Source organism: Neobacillus drentensis (assembly GCF_036965645.1).
GTDB lineage: Bacteria > Bacillota > Bacilli > Bacillales > Cytobacillaceae > Neobacillus > Neobacillus drentensis_D.
In genome coordinates this window covers 6,315-24,276 of the sequence record NZ_JBALPZ010000074.1, presented here as the reverse complement: position 1 = coordinate 24,276, position 17,962 = coordinate 6,315, and the positions used below count along the sequence as shown (strand labels likewise).

At 37.3% G+C, this 17,962-nt stretch carries 19 protein-coding genes; 12 read left to right on the top strand and 7 right to left on the bottom strand.

Going from position 1 to position 17,962, the window contains the following annotated elements; all coding sequences use genetic code 11:
- Positions 1–180 precede the first annotated feature (180 nt).
- The 3 genes from V7266_RS14880 to V7266_RS14870 all read right to left on the bottom strand — a co-directional run bounded on the left by V7266_RS14880 (position 181) and on the right by V7266_RS14870 (position 2,561).
- Positions 181–1,491, bottom strand: a complete 1,311-nt coding sequence (locus tag V7266_RS14880; RefSeq protein ID WP_335468679.1) for an alpha/beta fold hydrolase — start codon at positions 1,489–1,491, stop codon at positions 181–183.
- Between the two features lie 185 nt (positions 1,492–1,676).
- On the bottom strand, positions 1,677–2,111 hold the full coding sequence (locus V7266_RS14875; RefSeq protein ID WP_335468677.1) for a DUF3021 family protein: 435 nt from the start codon (positions 2,109–2,111) through the stop codon (positions 1,677–1,679).
- A gap of 12 nt (positions 2,112–2,123) precedes the next feature.
- Positions 2,124–2,561 carry a LytTR family DNA-binding domain-containing protein gene (locus V7266_RS14870; RefSeq protein WP_335468676.1) on the bottom strand — a complete coding sequence of 146 codons (438 nt, stop codon included), beginning with the start codon at positions 2,559–2,561 and terminating at the stop codon, positions 2,124–2,126.
- Between the two features lie 456 nt (positions 2,562–3,017).
- Between V7266_RS14870 and V7266_RS14865 the strand changes: the two genes are divergently transcribed.
- Positions 3,018–3,890: an AraC family transcriptional regulator gene (locus V7266_RS14865; RefSeq protein ID WP_335468674.1), complete on the top strand. Its 873-nt coding sequence runs from the start codon at positions 3,018–3,020 to the stop codon at positions 3,888–3,890.
- A 112-nt stretch (positions 3,891–4,002) separates the two neighbouring features.
- On the top strand, positions 4,003–4,836 hold the full coding sequence (locus V7266_RS14860) for an alpha/beta hydrolase (protein WP_335468673.1): 834 nt from the start codon (positions 4,003–4,005) through the stop codon (positions 4,834–4,836).
- A gap of 112 nt (positions 4,837–4,948) precedes the next feature.
- Here the strand turns inward: V7266_RS14860 and V7266_RS14855 are convergent, their stop codons facing one another.
- Both V7266_RS14855 and V7266_RS14850 read right to left on the bottom strand, forming a co-directional pair.
- Entirely contained in the window at positions 4,949–5,602 is a 654-nt protein-coding gene (locus V7266_RS14855; RefSeq protein ID WP_335468672.1) for an NAD(P)H-binding protein, read from the bottom strand.
- An 89-nt stretch (positions 5,603–5,691) separates the two neighbouring features.
- Positions 5,692–6,108, bottom strand: a complete 417-nt coding sequence (locus V7266_RS14850) for a MerR family transcriptional regulator (protein ID WP_335468670.1) — start codon at positions 6,106–6,108, stop codon at positions 5,692–5,694.
- A gap of 364 nt (positions 6,109–6,472) precedes the next feature.
- On the opposite strand from V7266_RS14850, the gene V7266_RS14845 reads away from it, so the two are divergent.
- Positions 6,473–7,513: an NAD(P)-dependent alcohol dehydrogenase gene (locus tag V7266_RS14845; RefSeq protein ID WP_335468668.1), complete on the top strand. Its 1,041-nt coding sequence runs from the start codon at positions 6,473–6,475 to the stop codon at positions 7,511–7,513.
- Positions 7,514–7,669: 156 nt separating this feature from the next.
- On the opposite strand, the gene V7266_RS14840 is transcribed toward V7266_RS14845, so the two are convergent.
- Entirely contained in the window at positions 7,670–8,572 is a 903-nt protein-coding gene (locus V7266_RS14840; protein WP_335468667.1) for a LysR family transcriptional regulator, read from the bottom strand.
- 283 nt (positions 8,573–8,855) lie between these two features.
- Here V7266_RS14840 and V7266_RS14835 point away from each other — a divergent pair, with 283 nt between their 5' ends.
- The 8 genes from V7266_RS14835 (at position 8,856) to V7266_RS14800 (ending at position 15,148) form a co-directional block, all read left to right on the top strand.
- The gene (locus tag V7266_RS14835) at positions 8,856–9,701 is read left to right on the top strand and encodes an SDR family NAD(P)-dependent oxidoreductase (RefSeq protein WP_335468666.1); all 846 of its coding nucleotides are present in this window, start codon (positions 8,856–8,858) and stop codon (positions 9,699–9,701) included.
- A gap of 301 nt (positions 9,702–10,002) precedes the next feature.
- Positions 10,003–10,737 carry a cytochrome P460 family protein gene (locus tag V7266_RS14830; protein WP_335468665.1) on the top strand — a complete coding sequence of 245 codons (735 nt, stop codon included), beginning with the start codon at positions 10,003–10,005 and terminating at the stop codon, positions 10,735–10,737.
- An 88-nt stretch (positions 10,738–10,825) separates the two neighbouring features.
- Positions 10,826–11,515, top strand: coding sequence for a DUF4405 domain-containing protein (locus tag V7266_RS14825; protein WP_335468664.1), 690 nt, complete (start codon positions 10,826–10,828; stop codon positions 11,513–11,515).
- Between the two features lie 146 nt (positions 11,516–11,661).
- On the top strand, positions 11,662–12,831 hold the full coding sequence (locus tag V7266_RS14820; RefSeq protein WP_335468663.1) for an MFS transporter: 1,170 nt from the start codon (positions 11,662–11,664) through the stop codon (positions 12,829–12,831).
- A gap of 63 nt (positions 12,832–12,894) precedes the next feature.
- Entirely contained in the window at positions 12,895–13,602 is a 708-nt protein-coding gene (locus V7266_RS14815; RefSeq protein ID WP_335468662.1) for an SDR family oxidoreductase, read from the top strand.
- 56 nt (positions 13,603–13,658) lie between these two features.
- Positions 13,659–14,192: a cyclophilin-like fold protein gene (locus V7266_RS14810; RefSeq protein WP_335468661.1), complete on the top strand. Its 534-nt coding sequence runs from the start codon at positions 13,659–13,661 to the stop codon at positions 14,190–14,192.
- 375 nt (positions 14,193–14,567) lie between these two features.
- The gene (locus tag V7266_RS14805; protein ID WP_335468714.1) at positions 14,568–14,876 is read left to right on the top strand and encodes a hypothetical protein; all 309 of its coding nucleotides are present in this window, start codon (positions 14,568–14,570) and stop codon (positions 14,874–14,876) included.
- Positions 14,825–15,148, top strand: coding sequence for a DapH/DapD/GlmU-related protein (locus tag V7266_RS14800; protein ID WP_335468713.1), 324 nt, complete (start codon positions 14,825–14,827; stop codon positions 15,146–15,148). Before V7266_RS14805 ends, V7266_RS14800 begins: the two co-directional genes overlap by 52 nt.
- Positions 15,149–15,216: 68 nt before the next feature.
- On the opposite strand, the gene V7266_RS14795 is transcribed toward V7266_RS14800, so the two are convergent.
- Positions 15,217–16,323, bottom strand: a complete 1,107-nt coding sequence (locus V7266_RS14795) for an MBL fold metallo-hydrolase (RefSeq protein WP_335468712.1) — start codon at positions 16,321–16,323, stop codon at positions 15,217–15,219.
- 273 nt (positions 16,324–16,596) lie between these two features.
- Between V7266_RS14795 and V7266_RS14790 the strand changes: the two genes are divergently transcribed.
- On the top strand, positions 16,597–17,847 hold the full coding sequence (locus V7266_RS14790; protein WP_335468660.1) for a multidrug effflux MFS transporter: 1,251 nt from the start codon (positions 16,597–16,599) through the stop codon (positions 17,845–17,847).
- Positions 17,848–17,962: the final 115 nt, after the last annotated feature.

Here is a 17,962-nt window from a genome sequence, read left to right as displayed (position 1 = left end):
GGTGTTCTATATAATAGATTTGGACGGTGTGCCACCTAGAGAAACTTTTCTGTGCAGCGAATGAAAAAGGTGAATACAAATATAAAATCCAGAAGGGCAGCCGTTTCAACTATTACCACGACATACCAAGTGATGGAAAGAATAGGTCAAACCCATATCTTCTATAGCTACTAGGTAAAATCAATATGTTTTCTTGGGAGTGAACTGGCCGATGCCCTTTAACTCATAGTCAAAAAATTTAAGAATTAGTTCATTTTCAGTGTCAATAGAGTAATATTTATCGATTTTTGCTTTTCCGCCTTGCAGGATATTTGCAAGAATAGGAGAGAAAAGCGGTAAATCAGTTAAGCTTAAATGTTTTGCCCCTTGAAAATGAGTCGTATATGCTTCTTTGAATTGTTCATTATTGGGATTGTTCGCTACATAAAAGGGAGTACGATCAAGCTGTCCCCAAACATCGTCAGAATAAATGTTAAGAAGTGGGGTCGTGTAGGCTTCATTTCTTGCAGCAAAAGCATTCGTTTCTTGCTGATAATCAAGCTCACTAAAGAACGGGGCATCAATATTTACCACAGCACGAATATCCTCCCGTTGTCTGCCTAGCCAAACACTTGCTGCGCCGCCCATGGAGTGCCCAAACACACCAATTTTCTCTGTATTGATAAGTTGATAAAGGGGATTATGATCACTTTCAGCTTTTTTTAGGATTGTATTTATAACAAAATTCATATCGTCTGTTCGAAGTTTCATCCATTTTTGAATGAGTCCATAGAGTTCTTCATTCGTGTAAATGCCTTCTTTATTGAGATTGCTGATTTCACGGTTATAATCTGTATTGATCATAGCAACCGTACCATCCTCTGAACGAGTGTAAAAGGAATGATAAGGATGATCGATTGAAACGACTACATAACCGTGGCTTGCAAGCTCAGTATAGGTAGAGGTATTGCTTGCCTTAATACCGTATCCTCCATGTGAGAACACCAATAGAGGATATGTTCCATTTGCGTTTTTGGGATACCAAAATTCTACATTAACAAATCTGTTCTGACCTTTGTCGGTAAATTCCTCCATACGGTTTTTATCAATATAGGTGTAAGCAGCGGTTGCCACTTCATATTTTCCTGTCACTTTTGGTGATTTATGTAGCGGAAAAACTAGTACAGGTGCAAGTGCAAGTGCAATGATCGATGCCAACATCATCATCATAGATTTCCACACAGTTTTAGATGTTTTGTATTTTCTTGTATTTGTTTTGTTACGGATAAGAGAAACTGCCCCCGTGAACGCTAAAATAAAAAGCAGTATGGCTGGCATAATCCAGCGGAAACTCCACACAATAACTGATGAAAGTGTGAGAATAACAAATGCAATAAATAAAGCAACTCTAATCCAATTCTTAAATTTTTTATCGTTTTGCTTAGTTATCATACAGTAGATGGCAAAGGCAATTTCAAATATCAAAGCGATAAATAATAATAAAGTTCCCATCGTAGATACACCTTCTCTTTCGAATAATTTTTTATGAACTCATCATAGTAAACTGGTGAAAGGAAGTATAGAGAAAATCAGTAAGTGGTATCCACAGGCAAATAAGATGCAAAAAAAGCGGTAAAGCATATAGCTTACCGCAAATTAATCGGTTGCAGATAACAACCGCTTTATGATTTTATTAACTACTCATACACATCTTTCTTTAATGCCTTAAGTTTATCGTTGATTTTTTGGGCCTCTTTTTTATCATGTTTCCATGACAGCAGTCGAACTAGGATATAGATAACTGCTATTTCCAGTGAAAAAATGATTACATCTTCTGCACGATTTACAATGCCAAAAACGCTGCCAAGGGCAATCAATAGAATTTCTAAAGTGATAAAATGAATGACCCTTCTTATCTGCATGTTCTTCTCACTTATATCATTCGGAGAATACAAAATAAATCCCACTAATGAGCTTATCAATGAAAATCCCATAATGATATAAATCGACTTCAAATCAAAGACCATATTAGGATAATAAATTTGTCTCAAAATAGTAATAATAATGATGATGGATGCAAAGATGATTAAGCAATCTTTCATCATTTTTTGTATGAATTCGGACATCTTCATATTTATCCTCCTTTACAATCCAAGCATTTTTTTTAGGACAGGAACATACTGCCTTGATACAACAGCACGTTCTCCGTTATCGAGCACCGCTTCAAATCGGCCGCTTAAGGACGGATAAATAGATGAAATTTTAGCTATGTTCAAAATAGTGGATTTTGATGCTCGAAAACAGTTCTTGCCCTTACATAATTCCTCTAACTCATATAGCTTTTGTTTTACCTCAAAAATGTTGTCCTTGCAGTAAATAAAAACCTTTCCATCAACTGCCTCGAAATAATAGATATCTCTCAGCTTAATGCGGTGAACTTTATCATTTTGATATCCGAGTATAATGAGGTCTTCAGTTTTCAGCTTGTTTACGATTTCATTTATTTCGTCATCTACCTCATGACACCTAATGAGGATTTCTTCAGCCAGTTCTTTATTTATTTCTTCTATTGAAATTTTCATATTCTCACCCACGAAATTTTGAATGATTTCTGGTAACCTTCAGATTCTGCTTTTTGTTATTTTCATGTTGTTCGTGCTTTAACTAGAAAAAACGAATCTGGAGACAACTTTCATCCTACAGATCAATTTATTATAATAGATCTATATACCTACCTTTTTTACATTATATCAGACTATTGTTTGGAATTTTTAAAAATTTGTAAGAAATAGGTAAGATTCAACTGTTATGCATGAAGGAAGTTAATCCCATAACAAGAGAGGGGGAATTTGCCTGGGCTGAATGTTCATCTGTGCAACTTTATAGACGACTGTGTAAACAATCAAAATGAAATGATGGGTTATCCAATGCCGGTTTTTCTAATTAGATTATCGTTTTTTTCTTTACAATTTTTACTGGAAAGTATTTTATTAATCTAGGAGTGTTAAAGGAAATATGATTAAGTATAGGTGGTTAAGATGGAATACAAATATGAACATATAAAACTCGAAGAGGATTTACCTATAAAAATCATTCTGCATCAATCTACAGGCGAGCCGCATTTTATCCCAAGACATTGGCATGAGAGTATAGAAATCTCCTATGTCCTAAGGGGAATAATTGATCATATCTATATTGATGGCGTTGATTATACATCCAAACAAGGTGACATTGTTCTCATAAATTCTAACTCCATCCATTCATTTTCTGTCGATAAAGGTGATCGTGAGGCAGTGACTGTCTTCATTCCTTTAGAGTTTATAAAAGCAAACTATCATGACACTGATCCGTTTGCATTTGACTGTATTTCGATTTTTGAAACGGATGAAAAGAAGGCCATTCAATTTAACGAAATACGAAAAAATTTGGATTCCATGATTGAAGTTTACAAGGTTAAAGAAAATGATTCTTTGGCACTTATAAAAATAAAAGAGTTGTCCTTTCAGTTAATTTATCTACTATTAAAAAATTTTAAGGTAAAGAAAAAAGGGGGCGGTGACATAAATACAGATAAATATTTGGACCGGCTAACGAAGATTACCGATTATATGAAAGAAAACTATAAACAGAATTTGAGTCTTGATCTCATTGCGACAACATTTAATTTATCCCCCTCCTATCTTTCCCGTTTCTTTATCAAGTACATGGGGATGACTGTACTTGACTATATTAATTCAATTCGCATTGAAAAATCGTATCGCGATTTAGTAAATACGGATCATTCTATTATACAAATAGCATTAGAACATGGTTTTCCTAATCAGAAATCATTTAACAGGGTATTTAAGACTTTATATACCGTGACTCCAAATCAATATCGAAAGGAAAATAGGATACTAAAATCAAAATAAAAGGTTTTACTAAAAGGTCAAGAAATTGCCTTTAATAAGGCAAAAAAGGACAAGATGGTGAACCCCGTTTACATTAATATGGTTATATAAAGTATAAGAGAGGGGAATTACCATGGCATTATTACAAGTTAATTTTTTGTCGAAAACATTAGGGCGAACGGTTCCTATGAATGTCATATTACCAGTAGATAAATTGTCAATTCCGGGGATGCCTGTAAAAGAAAATAAACCATTCAAGACCCTATATCTCTTACATGGTGTTTTAGGAAATTACACGGACTGGATAACCGGAACGAATATTATGAGATGGGCAGAAGAAAAGGACCTTGCCGTTGTCATGCCTTCCGGTGACAATAGGTTTTACGTAGACAATCCAAGCGGCCACAATTATTACGGTGAGTTTATTGGAAAAGAACTTGTCGAGATAACGAGAAAAATGTTCCCTCTATCGAATAAAAGAGAGGATACTTTTATCGCAGGTCTTTCAATGGGAGGATACGGCGCAATCAGAAATGGCTTGAAATACCATGATACATTTGGCTGTATTGCAGGATTATCTTCTGCTCTGGAGACAGAAAGCATTGTAAAAAGAACAGACGAAAGTCCATTATGCTTTTTGAACCGTTCCTTTTCTGAAGGTGTTTTTGGTGATCTTACTAAGCTCATAGACAGTGACATGAACCCGAAATGGCTTCCGCGGAAACGGGTTGAGGAAAAAGCAAACATACCGAAAATCTATATGGCATGCGGAGATCAAGACATGCTGCTCGAAGCAAACCGAGATTTCAAGAATTACTTGCAGGATATTGGCATTCCGGTGACGTATGAAGAAGGACCAGGCGGCCATGATTGGGATTTCTGGGATCAATATATTAAAAAAGTGCTAAATTGGCTTCCGCTAGAAAACAATACTCAGGGCATTAACAGTGGAAATGTGGGGATTTAATTATACTTATTTGGTACAACAGTTACTCATTTTACAAACCTAAATCAAAAACCAGCCCTATTTGGGGCTGGTTGACTTAAGATTTGTTCTAGATTGTTTTATTAATAGAATATTAATTATTTGCTTCGGCACATTTCCAAATCGCTTTGCCTTGTAGCGTAAAAATACCGTTTTCTTTTGTTTTGGCGGAATTGATCATGGCTTGAGCCAATTTTTCTGTCGGCAGAGGTTCTTGAGAGCGAAAAATTCCTATTTGATTAAAAAACTGGATGGCTTTCAAACCGGCAACTTCCATTGTTCGATCACTATTTTTTCGTATCAATACAGGCGGGTTATAGATGGACAACTTTGGAAACCCCAAAGTCTTTACAGCTTCTTCTAACTGACCTTTCATCCGTGTATAAAAGAAGACAGAATTAGGGGAAGAAAAGCCGGAAGATACCAATACATAATTATTCACATGGTTTTCTCTGGCAAATTTAGCAAACTGGTATTGAAAATCGTAGTCAACTTTCCATTGAGCTTCTTTACTTCCTGCCGCTTTAAGGGTAGTTCCCAAGCACGAAAACAAAACATCGCCCTTCACTAAATGCTTCCATTGTTCTGGTTGATCGAAGTCAATAACATGTATCTTTAATTTTTCATGTTGGACGTCCAAATCACGCCTGACAAAAATATCTACCTGATGAAAAGAATCGTCTTTTAACAATAAATCCAGCAAGTCTTTACCTGTGGCTCCCGTTGCTCCTATTACTAATGCGTGCATTTTCTTCTCCTTATATTTTATTTACAATAGAAATAAATTGTAGAGACCTGTAATTTATATCCACATTTATGATATCCGGTGACTTTCTGTTAATTAGGAATTGAGATTCCTATTTTAGTATTTTTATGAATATCTTCCGTTCTTGCATCTAATGCATTCTTGTAATAGGAGCATTTATGATCAATGATTTCCATCGTTTTTTTTAGTTCTTCCATCTGTGCTTCTACATGAGCTTTTCGGTCTAAAAACATATCATATCTTTGTTGCAGCGTGGAATCCCCATCAGAACACCAATCAATGAAAGTTTTGATTTCCTTAATAGGCATCCCGGTAGCTTTCAAACATTCAATTACCTTTAAGGCGTCGATATCGGATTCTTTAAATACTCGTATTCCGCTGGTTGTCCGTTCTACATAAGGAATTAGCCCCTCTTTGTCGTAGTAACGTAAGGTATAAACTGTAAGATTCAATTCTTTTGCAACTTCACTTATAGAATATGTCTTCATCATATATCTCCTATTCTTATAGACTTCGAGTTAACTCTATAGTTGAGGAGATTTTATCACGGTCTTTTTTATAAGTCAAAGTCAACTTTCCGGGAAAGGATAACTTGTCTCTTTTTTATCGAGAAATACTTGCTGAAAAAAAGTAGGTAGTAATAGGGAAATGATGGGTTTCCAACCTTTTTGATTAGTAGATCTTCAAAAAGAATCAAAACTAATCTCTTGACCTAGAGTTAACTATAAGGATTAAGATGGTTTTGCAAGAGAGGAAAGTAAGGATAGAAGGGAATGAAGGGGAATTTTAGCTTCATTTGTATCCGTTACAAGCCATTCTCTTGAAAAATATAAATTATTGGAGGTTATTTTTATGATAACTGCAAAAGCACGAGCTGTAGATGGTCCAGACAAACCGTTTCGAGCTGCTGAAATTAAAAGACGCGACCTTGATTCGCAAGATGTTCTGATTGAAATTAAATTTGCAGGCATTTGTCATTCTGACATCCATACTGCTCACGGCGAATGGGGTCCTGTGAATTATCCACTTGTGCCTGGACATGAGATTGCGGGTATTGTCACAGCCGTAGGTGCAGAGGTTACAAAATACAAGGTCGGGGACCGGGTAGGAGTCGGATGTATGGTTGACTCCTGTGGCGAATGTGAAAATTGCCGAAAAGGTGAAGAACAATACTGTCTCAATGGAAATGTTCCTACCTACGCTGGGGTTGACAAATACGGCGAGCCAACTCAAGGTGGCTATTCAACCCATATTGTCGTAACCGAGGATTTCGTAGTCAGAATTCCTGATAGCATTGAGCTTGATGCCGCAGCACCATTACTTTGTGCAGGTATTACGACATATTCTCCATTAAACCATTGGGGAGCTGGTCCAGGTAAGAAAGTAGCGGTTGTTGGTTTAGGCGGTCTTGGTCATATGGCTGTCCAAATTGCACATGCCATGGGTGCCGAGGTTACCGTTTTATCACAATCATTGAAGAAAAAAGACGATGGCTTGCAATTAGGAGCCGACAATTACTATGCCACAAGTGATCCAGAGACGTTTAAGAAACTGGCGGGAACGTACGACCTTATTATTAATACAGTAAGCGCTAAGATTGAAATTAGTGCCTACCTTTCGTTGCTGGCACTAGATGGTGCATTGGTCAACGTCGGTGCGCCAGCAGAGCCACTGTCACTAAATGTGTTCTCTCTCATCGGTCATCGCCGTTCATTTGCGGGTTCAATGATTGGAGGCATCCGTGAGACTCAGGAAATGTTAAATTTCTGTGCAGAACATAACATAGTTCCTAAGATTGAAGTCATTTCAGCCGACCAAATTGACGAAGCCTACGAACGGGTATTAGCTTCAGATGTGAAGTATCGATTCGTAATTGACATTGACACAATGTAAGTTGAAAAATTCTAATGGTAATTTCAAGGATGTCCAATAAGCCTAGCTTTTTGGACATCCTTTTATATAGTAGCTCCAAAGTGGTAAGTCCAAGGTGAAATCAAACAAAAGCAATTCATTTGAAAATCGGAATTACTGACCCAACCGAGTCTATCATCAATTGATAGAATTTGAAAAATTTTCCTGGATTTCTTTTGAAAACATCTCTGCAGCAGCGGAAAAAACCTGATGCTTTTTCCAAACAATATTTAAGCCGGATTCAAGTCTTGGCTCTAGGGGTCTAAAACAAAGGTTACTATCACTAGACGTATTCACTATTTTATCAAGAGTTATGGCATAACCAATGCCTTCATCAACCATAATGGCTGCATTATAGGCAAGATTGTAGGTAGTCACGACGTTTAATTTATCAAAATCTTCACCAAACCAATCCGCAAATTCATTTTTTGAAAATGTCTGTTTCATAGCCTGGCGTGAACAGATCAGCGGAACATTTAATAAATCCACTGCTTGAATGGTATCTTTCAAAGCAAGAGGACTGTCTTTCCTCATCACAACGCCCCAAACATCTTTACCAGGGAGATTAAAATAATTGTATTTTGATAAATCTGCAGGTTCAATTAAAATGCCAAAGTCAAGCAATCCCTTGTCAAGCCGTTCAGTCACATCGTCTTCGTTTCCGCTGTAGAGGTGATACCGGATATGGGGATAACGTAACTGTAAATCTTTTACTACCCGTGCAATCTGTCGCATCGCATCTGTTTCCCCACCACCTATGAATACATCACCACTTATAGTTTCTTCCATGGAACTAAACTCTGTCTCTAATTTATCGACCATATCAATGATTTCTTCTGCTCTTTTTCGCAGAAGCATTCCTTCATCTGTAAGAATGATACTGTGACTACTCCGAATAAATAATTTTTTCCCTAACTCCTGTTCAAGGTCTTTTAATTGTCTTGACAAGGTTGGCTGGGTAACATGCAAAAAATCTGCAGCAGCCGTCATGCTTCCTTCTCTTGCAACAGTAAGAAAATAGCGCAAAACTCTTAGTTCCAATAAAAAAACCCTCCTTTATGATGTTTTAGTATATACGTTTTTGAAATGCCCATCAAGCATATCATGATATGAGATATAAGCATTGGCTATATCAAAGAGCCGTAGCTAAAATAAATAGTAATAACACATTAGAAAAGATGGTGTTTAGTGTGCCTACTATTAAAGATAAAGTGGTTGTAATTATGGGTGCATCAAAATTATCATCCGCCCGACACAACGAGTGGATTAGTGGATGTTGAGTAAAAGGAATATTTTTTAAAGAAAATCTAGGGGGGAAATAAATATGACTAATAATAAGAAAGTTTGGTTTATCACAGGTGCAGGGCGTGGAATGGGCGTTGAGTTCGTAAAAGCTGCCCTTGCCGCAGGCTACCAGGTCGTCGCCACTGGTCGTAATACTGATAGGGTAGCAAAAGTTATTGGCGATGACGAAAATCTGTTAATTGTGAAGTTGGATGTCACTGACCCAACAGATGCTGAGGCTGCCGTCAAGTCGGCTATTGACCGATTTGGACGCATTGATGTGTTGGTCAACAACGCAGGCCGCTTTTATGGCGGATTTTTCGAGGAGTTGACCTCACAGCAGATTGAACGACAAATCCATACCAATCTCTATGGTCCAATGAACGTCACTCGTGCTGTATTGCCTGTGATGCGTAAGGCTCGTTCCGGACATATTATTTCTATTTCTTCTCTTGCTGGCTTAGTAGGATTTGAGTACAATGCCGCTTACGCTGCTTCGAAATTCGGTCTTGAGGGTTTTATGGAGTCGTTACATCAGGATGTCGCTCCATACGGTATCAAAACGACCATTGTTGAACCAGGTTTCTTCCGTACAGAACTTTTAGAGCCAGAATCAACATTCCTTGCCGAGCCATCTATTGATGACTACGCCGAGCGTAATGCACAATACCAGACTTTCTGGAAAGAAAAAAATGGAAAGCAGGAAGGAGACCCTGTCAAACTTGCTAAGGCTTTAATCACCATTGTAAATCAGGAGGAACCACCATCTCGCTGGATCGCTGGTGCAGATGCCCTTGCTGGTGCTGAGCAGAAAGTTGCAGAGCTTCAAAACCAGATTAATGCCTATCGGGACCTTTCGATTTCACTTTCTTACGCGGATGCATAAGCTTGAAGACTAAAGTCAACCGAGTTCGTTGTGAAGTATCTTTAAGAATCAAAATGTGGTGAAAGCATACATTGCGGTAAGTGTAATCATTATTCGTCTAACGAAACAAGTTAACTAATGGATGAGCTATTAATGAATGATTAAAAATTGCCTCATAGCTTGTTTGAGGCAATTTTTTTCTTATAGCAGTTTCTGATAATCCCCATTCATTGAAACTAGTCTTTCAGGAATTATCTTTGTAAATCAGCAGTCACAATGAATTAACGAGACAATAAAACGAAACTTAGAGGAGGTAAAAGATTTGAAAAGACGATTCATTAATACATTTGCATTGTTTTTAACCCTCATCCTTACTGCTTGCAACGAAAATGATACTGAAATAAAGGTCATTTCTCAAGAAGAAGAGAATTCCTTTGGAACTAAGTCTGGAGAATACGCTGAGATTGGATCTGGGGCTAACTTTGTTAAATTTCCTAAAGACCTTGAAAAGGGAATCGTGTTTGCCACTTACGATCGCGGAGATATTCATGAAGATATTTACGTAAATAGTCAGGAAGCGATTGAAGCAGCGCAGAACGGAAAGGAGCTTCCCAGCGGCACCGTTATTACTCTAGTTGGCTATAAGGATGGAGAGATTGAACACTATTTAGTGATGGAAAAGCGTACCGGCTGGGGTTCCCAATATTCGCCGGAAGAACGAAATGGGGAATGGGAATACCAGCATTTTACTCCTGAGCGAGAAGTGGCTAAAGATAATATTGGACGTTGCTTCTCGTGCCACGCAAATCAGGAAAGGGATCAATATATAAATTCACTAGATCAACTGAAAGAGTTTGATTTAGGAAATGTTTCGAAGAACAGCAGCTCAGAATCCCTAATCGCATCAATCTCTACAGATCATTGGAAGGTTACTGGACATAGGAAGAATTCTAAGGATGTAAATAAAGAAGAAAGTAAATTAATAGATGATGAGGAAACAGCGAAAAGGATTCAGGAAGTTCTGCTGAAGATGTATTTACAGCAATATGAAAGCTAATGGTTGTGTAGCCCTTACAAGATATTTTAAATGCTCACAATGGAAACAAAATCTAGTGATAAATAGGCTATGGAAAGAGGTGAATACTATGAATCGCAAGATGTTATTCAAGTTAGTAAATGACGTTGTTATGACAGTTCTCATGTTGATAGCAATGGCTTACTATATTACCGGAAATACAATACATGAACTCGTTGGAGTTGTCGTACTTTTATTATTTATCCTCCATAATTTATTAAATGGACGTTGGTATAAAGTGATCTTAAAGGGGGGCCATCATTTACGGCGCCAACTACAAATAGTAATCAATCTACTTTTTCTTGTAACGATGGCAGTAATGATGATAAGTGCTGTGCTAATTTCAAGTGATTTATTTCCCTATATTCCTATAAATAACGACATGATGCTACGGCAGTTACATGCTCAGACTGCTTATTTGGGATTTATCATCATGGCAGTACATGTAGGATTTTCCTGGAACATTATTATCAATTCAGTGCGGAGGATGACTGGAATAACTGGAACTAGCCGTTTTCGCACCATTGGGCTGCGTATTTTGGCGGTGTTAATTGTTGCATATGGGGTGCATGCTTCCTTTAAGAGAGAAATTGGTGCAAAGCTATTCATTTATAATCCATTTGGTAATTGGTTCAATGATAATTCTACTCTAGTTTTTTTAATTGATCACTTATCTATTATGGGAATCTATATTTGTGGGACACATTATGCTTTAAAATTTATCCAAAAGCAGGAAACAAGAGCAGAACAGACAATCTAATCAATATTTATTTTTCTTGTAGGGAAATTAATCCGTTTTAATAAAGGTTATGGGGATTCTGGAAAAGAAAATTTTGAAAAAATATATGGGTATTTCACCGTTCGCATTGAAAAGGTCAATTCGAGGAAGAGTTTGGAGGAACTTCTTTGCAAAAACATAATAATTTACTCATTTTTATATTAACCATTGGAGTCTTTGGCATCTTAAATACCGAAATGGGGGTTATTGGGATATTGCCTTCCATTGCTGATCACTTTCAAGTCAGTATAGCAAAAGCTGGATGGCTGGTGAGTTTTTTTGCACTTGTGGTTGCAGTATCTGGTCCAACGATGCCTTTATTGTTTTCAGGGATCAATCGGAAGAAGGTCATGTTACTTGTATTAGGTGTTTTTGTAATGGGGAATATCGTATCTATTTTTACAACTAACTTTACCATTCTATTAATGGCACGGATCATTCCAGCTTTTTTTCATCCTATTTATTGTTCGTTGGCATTTACAGTGGCAGCTGCCTCAGTAAGGAAAGAGGAAGCTCCAAAAGCTGTTTCCAAAGTATTTATAGGAGTATCTGCCGGTATGGTAGTCGGTGTACCAATCGCAAGTTTTATTGCTAGTGCTACTTCTTTACAAATGGCGATGGTGTTCTTTGCTATTGTAAATATGTTGGCATTCGTAGCTACCTTACTTTTTGTACCCTCTATGCCTGTTAAGGAAAGACTTTCTTACGGAGCACAAGTATCGGTATTAAAAAAATCTATTACTTGGCTTTCGATTGTGTCTGTCATTTTATTAAACTCAGCCGTATTTGGAGTTTATAGTTATCTTGCAGATTATCTGAAAACTGTTACGAATATGTCTTCCAATACCATCAGTCTAATATTGTTCGTATACGGGGGAGCCAATATTATTGGAACCATTCTCGCAGGGAAGTTACTTACTAAAAATGCAATCAAATCTGTAGTGACATTTCCTTTTACATTGGGAGTTGTTTACATCCTATTATTCTTTTTTGGCCAATTTACCCTACCAATGGCGATCATTACTTTAATTTGGGGGATTTTAGCTGGAATAGGGGGCAATATTAACCAATATTGGATTACGTCTTCAGCTCCCGAAGCTCCTGATTTTGCAAATGGCTTATTTTTAACATCCGCTAATTTAGGAACAACATTTGGCGCTGCTGTAGGAGGGTTAATTATATCGGATATGGGCATACAATACGTCGTATTGGTAGGATTCCTATCATTGCTATTAAGTTTGGTAACTATTTTACTAAGAAACAACATGTTTACCCCTGCACAACAACTTTCAAAATAGGAATATGCCTATTAGGATACTTAGATACTACTCAATCTGAGAATGAGAAATGGAGGATTTAAAATGTCAAAAGATATAAAAGTTGCACTTGTCACCGGTGGAAATCGAGGTATTGGGTATGAGCTGGTTAAACAATTAGCTTTGCAAGGTTTTAAGGTCATTTTGGCAGGTCGTGAGCCAGAAACGGGTCATGAAGCTGTGCAAAAACTTAAGGAATCAAATCTGGATGTTTCGTTTGTGCTGATGGATGTAGATAATCAAGAAAGCATCCGTCAAGCTGCCATTACAGTAAATGAGCGGTATGGAACCTTGGACGTATTGATTAATAATGCGGGCGTGTATCTGGAGGAAAATAAGAAGTTAGTGGCTATAGACCCCTACATTCTGGAGAGAACAATGACAACCAATTTCTTCGGTGCTTACCATGTAATCCGTTCCTTTATTCCCCTCATGGAAAAACAAGGTTATGGGAGAATTATTAATGTTTCCTCAGAATATGGGGCGATGAGCGATATGTCATATCCAGGAGTAGGCGCTTATAAGTTGTCTAAATTTGCCCTAAATGGATTGACACGATTGGTAGCAGCTGAAATCAATGGGGATATTAAAATTAATGCAGTCGATCCAGGATGGGTGAGCTCAGATATGGGCGGACCATCTGCTCCAAGAACTCCTAAGCAAGCAGCTGAGTCTATCCTGTGGCTGGCGACACATGGACCTGAGGGACCTAATGGGGGATTTTTCAGAGATGGAAAACGAATCGATTGGTAAGAGGGAAAATCCGTGTAGATCAGTATAAAACTTAGCTATACGAGGAGCAGTTAAAAATGAATAAAATCCTTCCAGTATTTTTTACTCTCGTTGTTATTTTGACTTTGGCTGGATGCAGTAATACCTCACCAAACCATAGGGAAATATCATCTGAAAAATCTGATGTTTCTAAAAACAATTCAACCGATGAACACGATAAAAGCCTAACAGATCGTGCGAAGGAGACGAAAATAATGAAAAACTTAAATATCAGAGTCGGAGATAAGACATTCACCGCAACTTTTGAGGATAACGATAGCGCTAAAGCGCTTGTTAAACAGCTGCCGCTAACAGTAGATATGTCTGAACTCAATGGCAATGAAAAATATAATAATTTGTCAGGTAATCTGCGTGCAGATAAGTCAACCTCTCCAGGCAGAATCAACGAAGGCGATTTAATGCTCTATGGTAACAACTGTCTTGTTCTTTTCTACAAGACATTCAATACTTCCTATAGCTATGTAAAGCTCGGACACATAGACAATACGACAGGTCTTACTGAAGCTTTAGGTTCAGGTAGCGTAAAGGTTACATTTTCCGTCAGTGAATAACGGTAAGATGTGCCTGTGAAAACTTAGTTTATTCATTGTTATTCACTTGTTTTATAAAGCAGGTGAGTTAATTCTACTTCCAGTATTTGGCGGAAACCCAATTAAAGAACAAATAGAGAAATATAAATAATTTAATGGAATGTTTGTCAATGACTTTTGGGAATTCTGATTATACTTCTATATACTTCTTTTCGTAAAAGATTTCAGTGCATCCGTTGATTATTTAGGTACACCTCCATTTGAAAAATAGGGTTAAATTAGTATTAGCAGTCCGTAGAGACGTTAAATTAAAGAAGATTTGAGGACCATTATTCGCCCACAAGAACAAGAAGTATAATGAAATTAGCAGGAAAAAAAGATAGGTGATTTTAAAAGATGGAAATGAAGGAATTTATAGTATTCTGTAAAAAAGGAAATCCAATTTCAGGTCAGGATAAGGAATTACATGAACTACTAAAGCAATGTAGTTATGAAGCCCAAAAGATAACAATGAAATTGAATACTTCCTACCATTCAAGAGAAGAAATCGTAGAGATTTTTAGTGAATTGACCGGAAACCAAGTCGATTCATATTTTTGTGTTTTCCGCCATTTTATACAGACTTTGGTAAAAATATCACTATTGGAAAAAATGTGTTTTTTAACACAGGGTGTTCATTCCAAGATAGAGGTGGAATTCAAATAGGAGACGGCACTATGATAGGGATGAATGTTACGATTGCCACTCTTAATCATGGGTTACCCAAAGAAACTAGAAACATTACATACCCATCTCCAGTTATGATAGGCGAAAATGTATGGATTGGATCAAACGCAACAATACTACCCGGTGTGACGATTGGGGACAACTCTGTTGTTGCGGCAGGAGCAGTTGTAACTAAGGATGTCCCAGAAAATACTGTTGTTGCTGGAGTACCAGCAAGAGTTATAAAAGAAATTAATAATCATTTAGAGTGATTTTTAAAACCTGATAAGTCGATTTCTAAAACACACAAGAAATCGACTTATTTATTCACAATGCCCTTTTATGCTAAAAATCCCCACCATGGAGAAAAAATAGGAATGTGCAGATCAGAATCTAACTGAACAGTTTCACCCATTTCAGGGGCGATTAGATTGACTTCTTTTTCTTTTGCCGCTTTTAATGCTCTTTCTATTGGTTCTGTCCAACTATGATAGGCAAGAGTAAAAGCACCCCAATGAATTAACATCATATTCTTCCCATTTACGTTTAAGTGTGCCTGTACGGCTTCTTCGGGTGTCATATGGACCCAAGACCATCGTCGATCATATTGACCGCCTTCTATTAACGTGATATCAAAAGGTCCGTATTTTTTTCCAATTTCCTTGAAATGTGCATCATAACCACCATCTCCGCTGGTAAAGAAACGTATATTCTTACCGAGAATGACCCAACCACCCCAAAGCGTCGAATTCCGATTAAAAAGCCCTCTTCCAGAGAAGTGTTTGGATGGAGTCAAGACAACAGTTAAACCTTGTAATTCCGTTTCATCCCACCAATTAAGTTCAGTAATTTTTTCTTTGGGTACTCCCCATCGAATTAAGTGGTTACTAACGCCAAGAGGAACAATAAAATGACTAACCTTGTCCTTCAGCTTTCGTATGGATGGATAGTCTAAGTGATCGTAATGATCATGGGTAATAAGGACAGCATCAATAGGCGGCAGACTATTAATAATAGGTAATAAATCTCCCGTGTAGCGTTTGCTTCCTGCAAATGAAACAGGTGATGCAATTGGACCTAGCATAGGGTCTACGAGGATTTTTTTGTTATCGATACTAAGTAAAAAAGCAGAATGACCCAACCAAGTTAAACTATCTTCTTTACTGTTAATTTTGTTCCAATCAATCTTGGAAACAGGAATTTGACTGGCAGGAGTGCGGTTAACACCACCAGAAATAGATTCCTTCATCATCGAGAAATTATCAGAAAAGCTCATAGCCATGCTAGTTGGCACCTGATTGGCAAACTTTCCGTTAACATAATTATTAAATGTTTGATAAGTCTCACTTTGTTCTTTACTTGGTGTTCCGCCGAATACTGGATTTAAATTCAAAAACAATGTTATGACTACACATAATATAACTAAAAAAATGAATAAATAAATCATTATTTTTTTCATGATTCCTTTCCTAGCCTCTCTCTTATTATTAAGAACAGAGCGGTAAAAGGCAAGAGTTAATGAGGGGACAGCTGATGCAGTCCTTTTTCTTGGTATGCTAACTGACAGGTTGAAAAACTCCAATTAATCTCTTAATGATAATCAACAAATTCGGTTGGTTTGTTGTATAAACAACAAACTTCTTTGATTTAACCATTGAAGACATCTTCCTTTTTCTGTTAATAATAAAAAATAAGGAAAATTAAGTAGGGGTGGTTATCATTGAATGCAAAAACGAGTAAACATCAACTTAGTTTTGCCCTGATGTTAGTGGTATTTTGTGCGTTAGGACCATTTACCGTCGATATGTATCTTTCTTCATTCCCACAAATTATGAACTCCTTTGGAACAAATGCATCTATGGTTCAGATGAGTTTAACTGCTAGTCTATTAGGACTGAGCATTGGTCAAATGGTAAACGGTACTTTAAGTGATGTTCATGGTAGACGTAAACCTTTGTTAATCTCCATGTTTCTGTATTTTATTTCCTCGATAGGCTGTGCTTTTGCAGCAAATATTCAAATTTTTATTGCTTTACGGTTCATTCAAGGATTTGTCGCTTCTGCTGGGCTGGTTATCTCACGCGCCATTGTTCGGGACCTATATAGCGGAGTTGAACTAACGAAGTTTTTTGCACTACTCAGTACGATTACTAGTGTCACTCCATTACTCTCCCCACTTGCAGGAAGTGCCGTCTCATCCTTTACCTCATGGATGGGTGTGTTCATTTTTACAGCACTTTTAGGGATCTACCTAACAATCAAAACATCGTGGAAGATAAAAGAAACTTTACCTGTGGACAAATGGATACAGAGTAACTTTAGCGAGTTATTGAATAACTACAAAAAGTTGATTTTCGATCGAACATTTATGGGATATGCGCTTGTATCAGGAATTATCTTTGCAGGTGTATTTGCTTATGTTTCGGGAAGTCCTTTTATTTACCAAAAAATTTACGGTGTATCCCCTCAAGTTTTTTCGCTACTATTCGCCTTGAATGGAATTAGTTTAATGTTAGCTGCTCAACTCACTAAATACCTGGCCGGACGGATGAATCCACGTCATATTTTTTTGATTGGCTTGTGGTATGCATTTATAGCTAGTCTCGCAGTTTTAATTGTGGTCTTATTCCATGGACCGTTAGTTGCACTAGTTATTTCACTCTTCCTATTCAATTCATCAAACGGTATCATAGGACCGATTTCATTTACATTAGCGATGGAGTCTCAAGGACACATTGCGGGAACTGCTTCAGCACTGCTAGGGATTCTTCCATTTTTGTTGGGATCTGTTGCTTCTCCATTAGTGGGAATAGAGGGTGAATATTCTGCTTTTCCATTAGGAGTAATTATTTTTACAACCAGTTTGTTGGCTGTTTTCTTCAATGGAGTTCTAATAAAAAAAGGCAAAGTGGTAGCCTCCTCATCAAAAAAAATCAGTAATGTTCAATTACTCAACCATTTTAAACGATAGGCATTATAAAGCGTCGAAGCTGAGGAAGGGTAGTTCGTTTGGGAGATAAGGAGTCGCCTCAAGCGTCGAAGCCGAGGAAGGCAAGGTCGTTCGGGGGATAAGGAGTCGCCTCAAG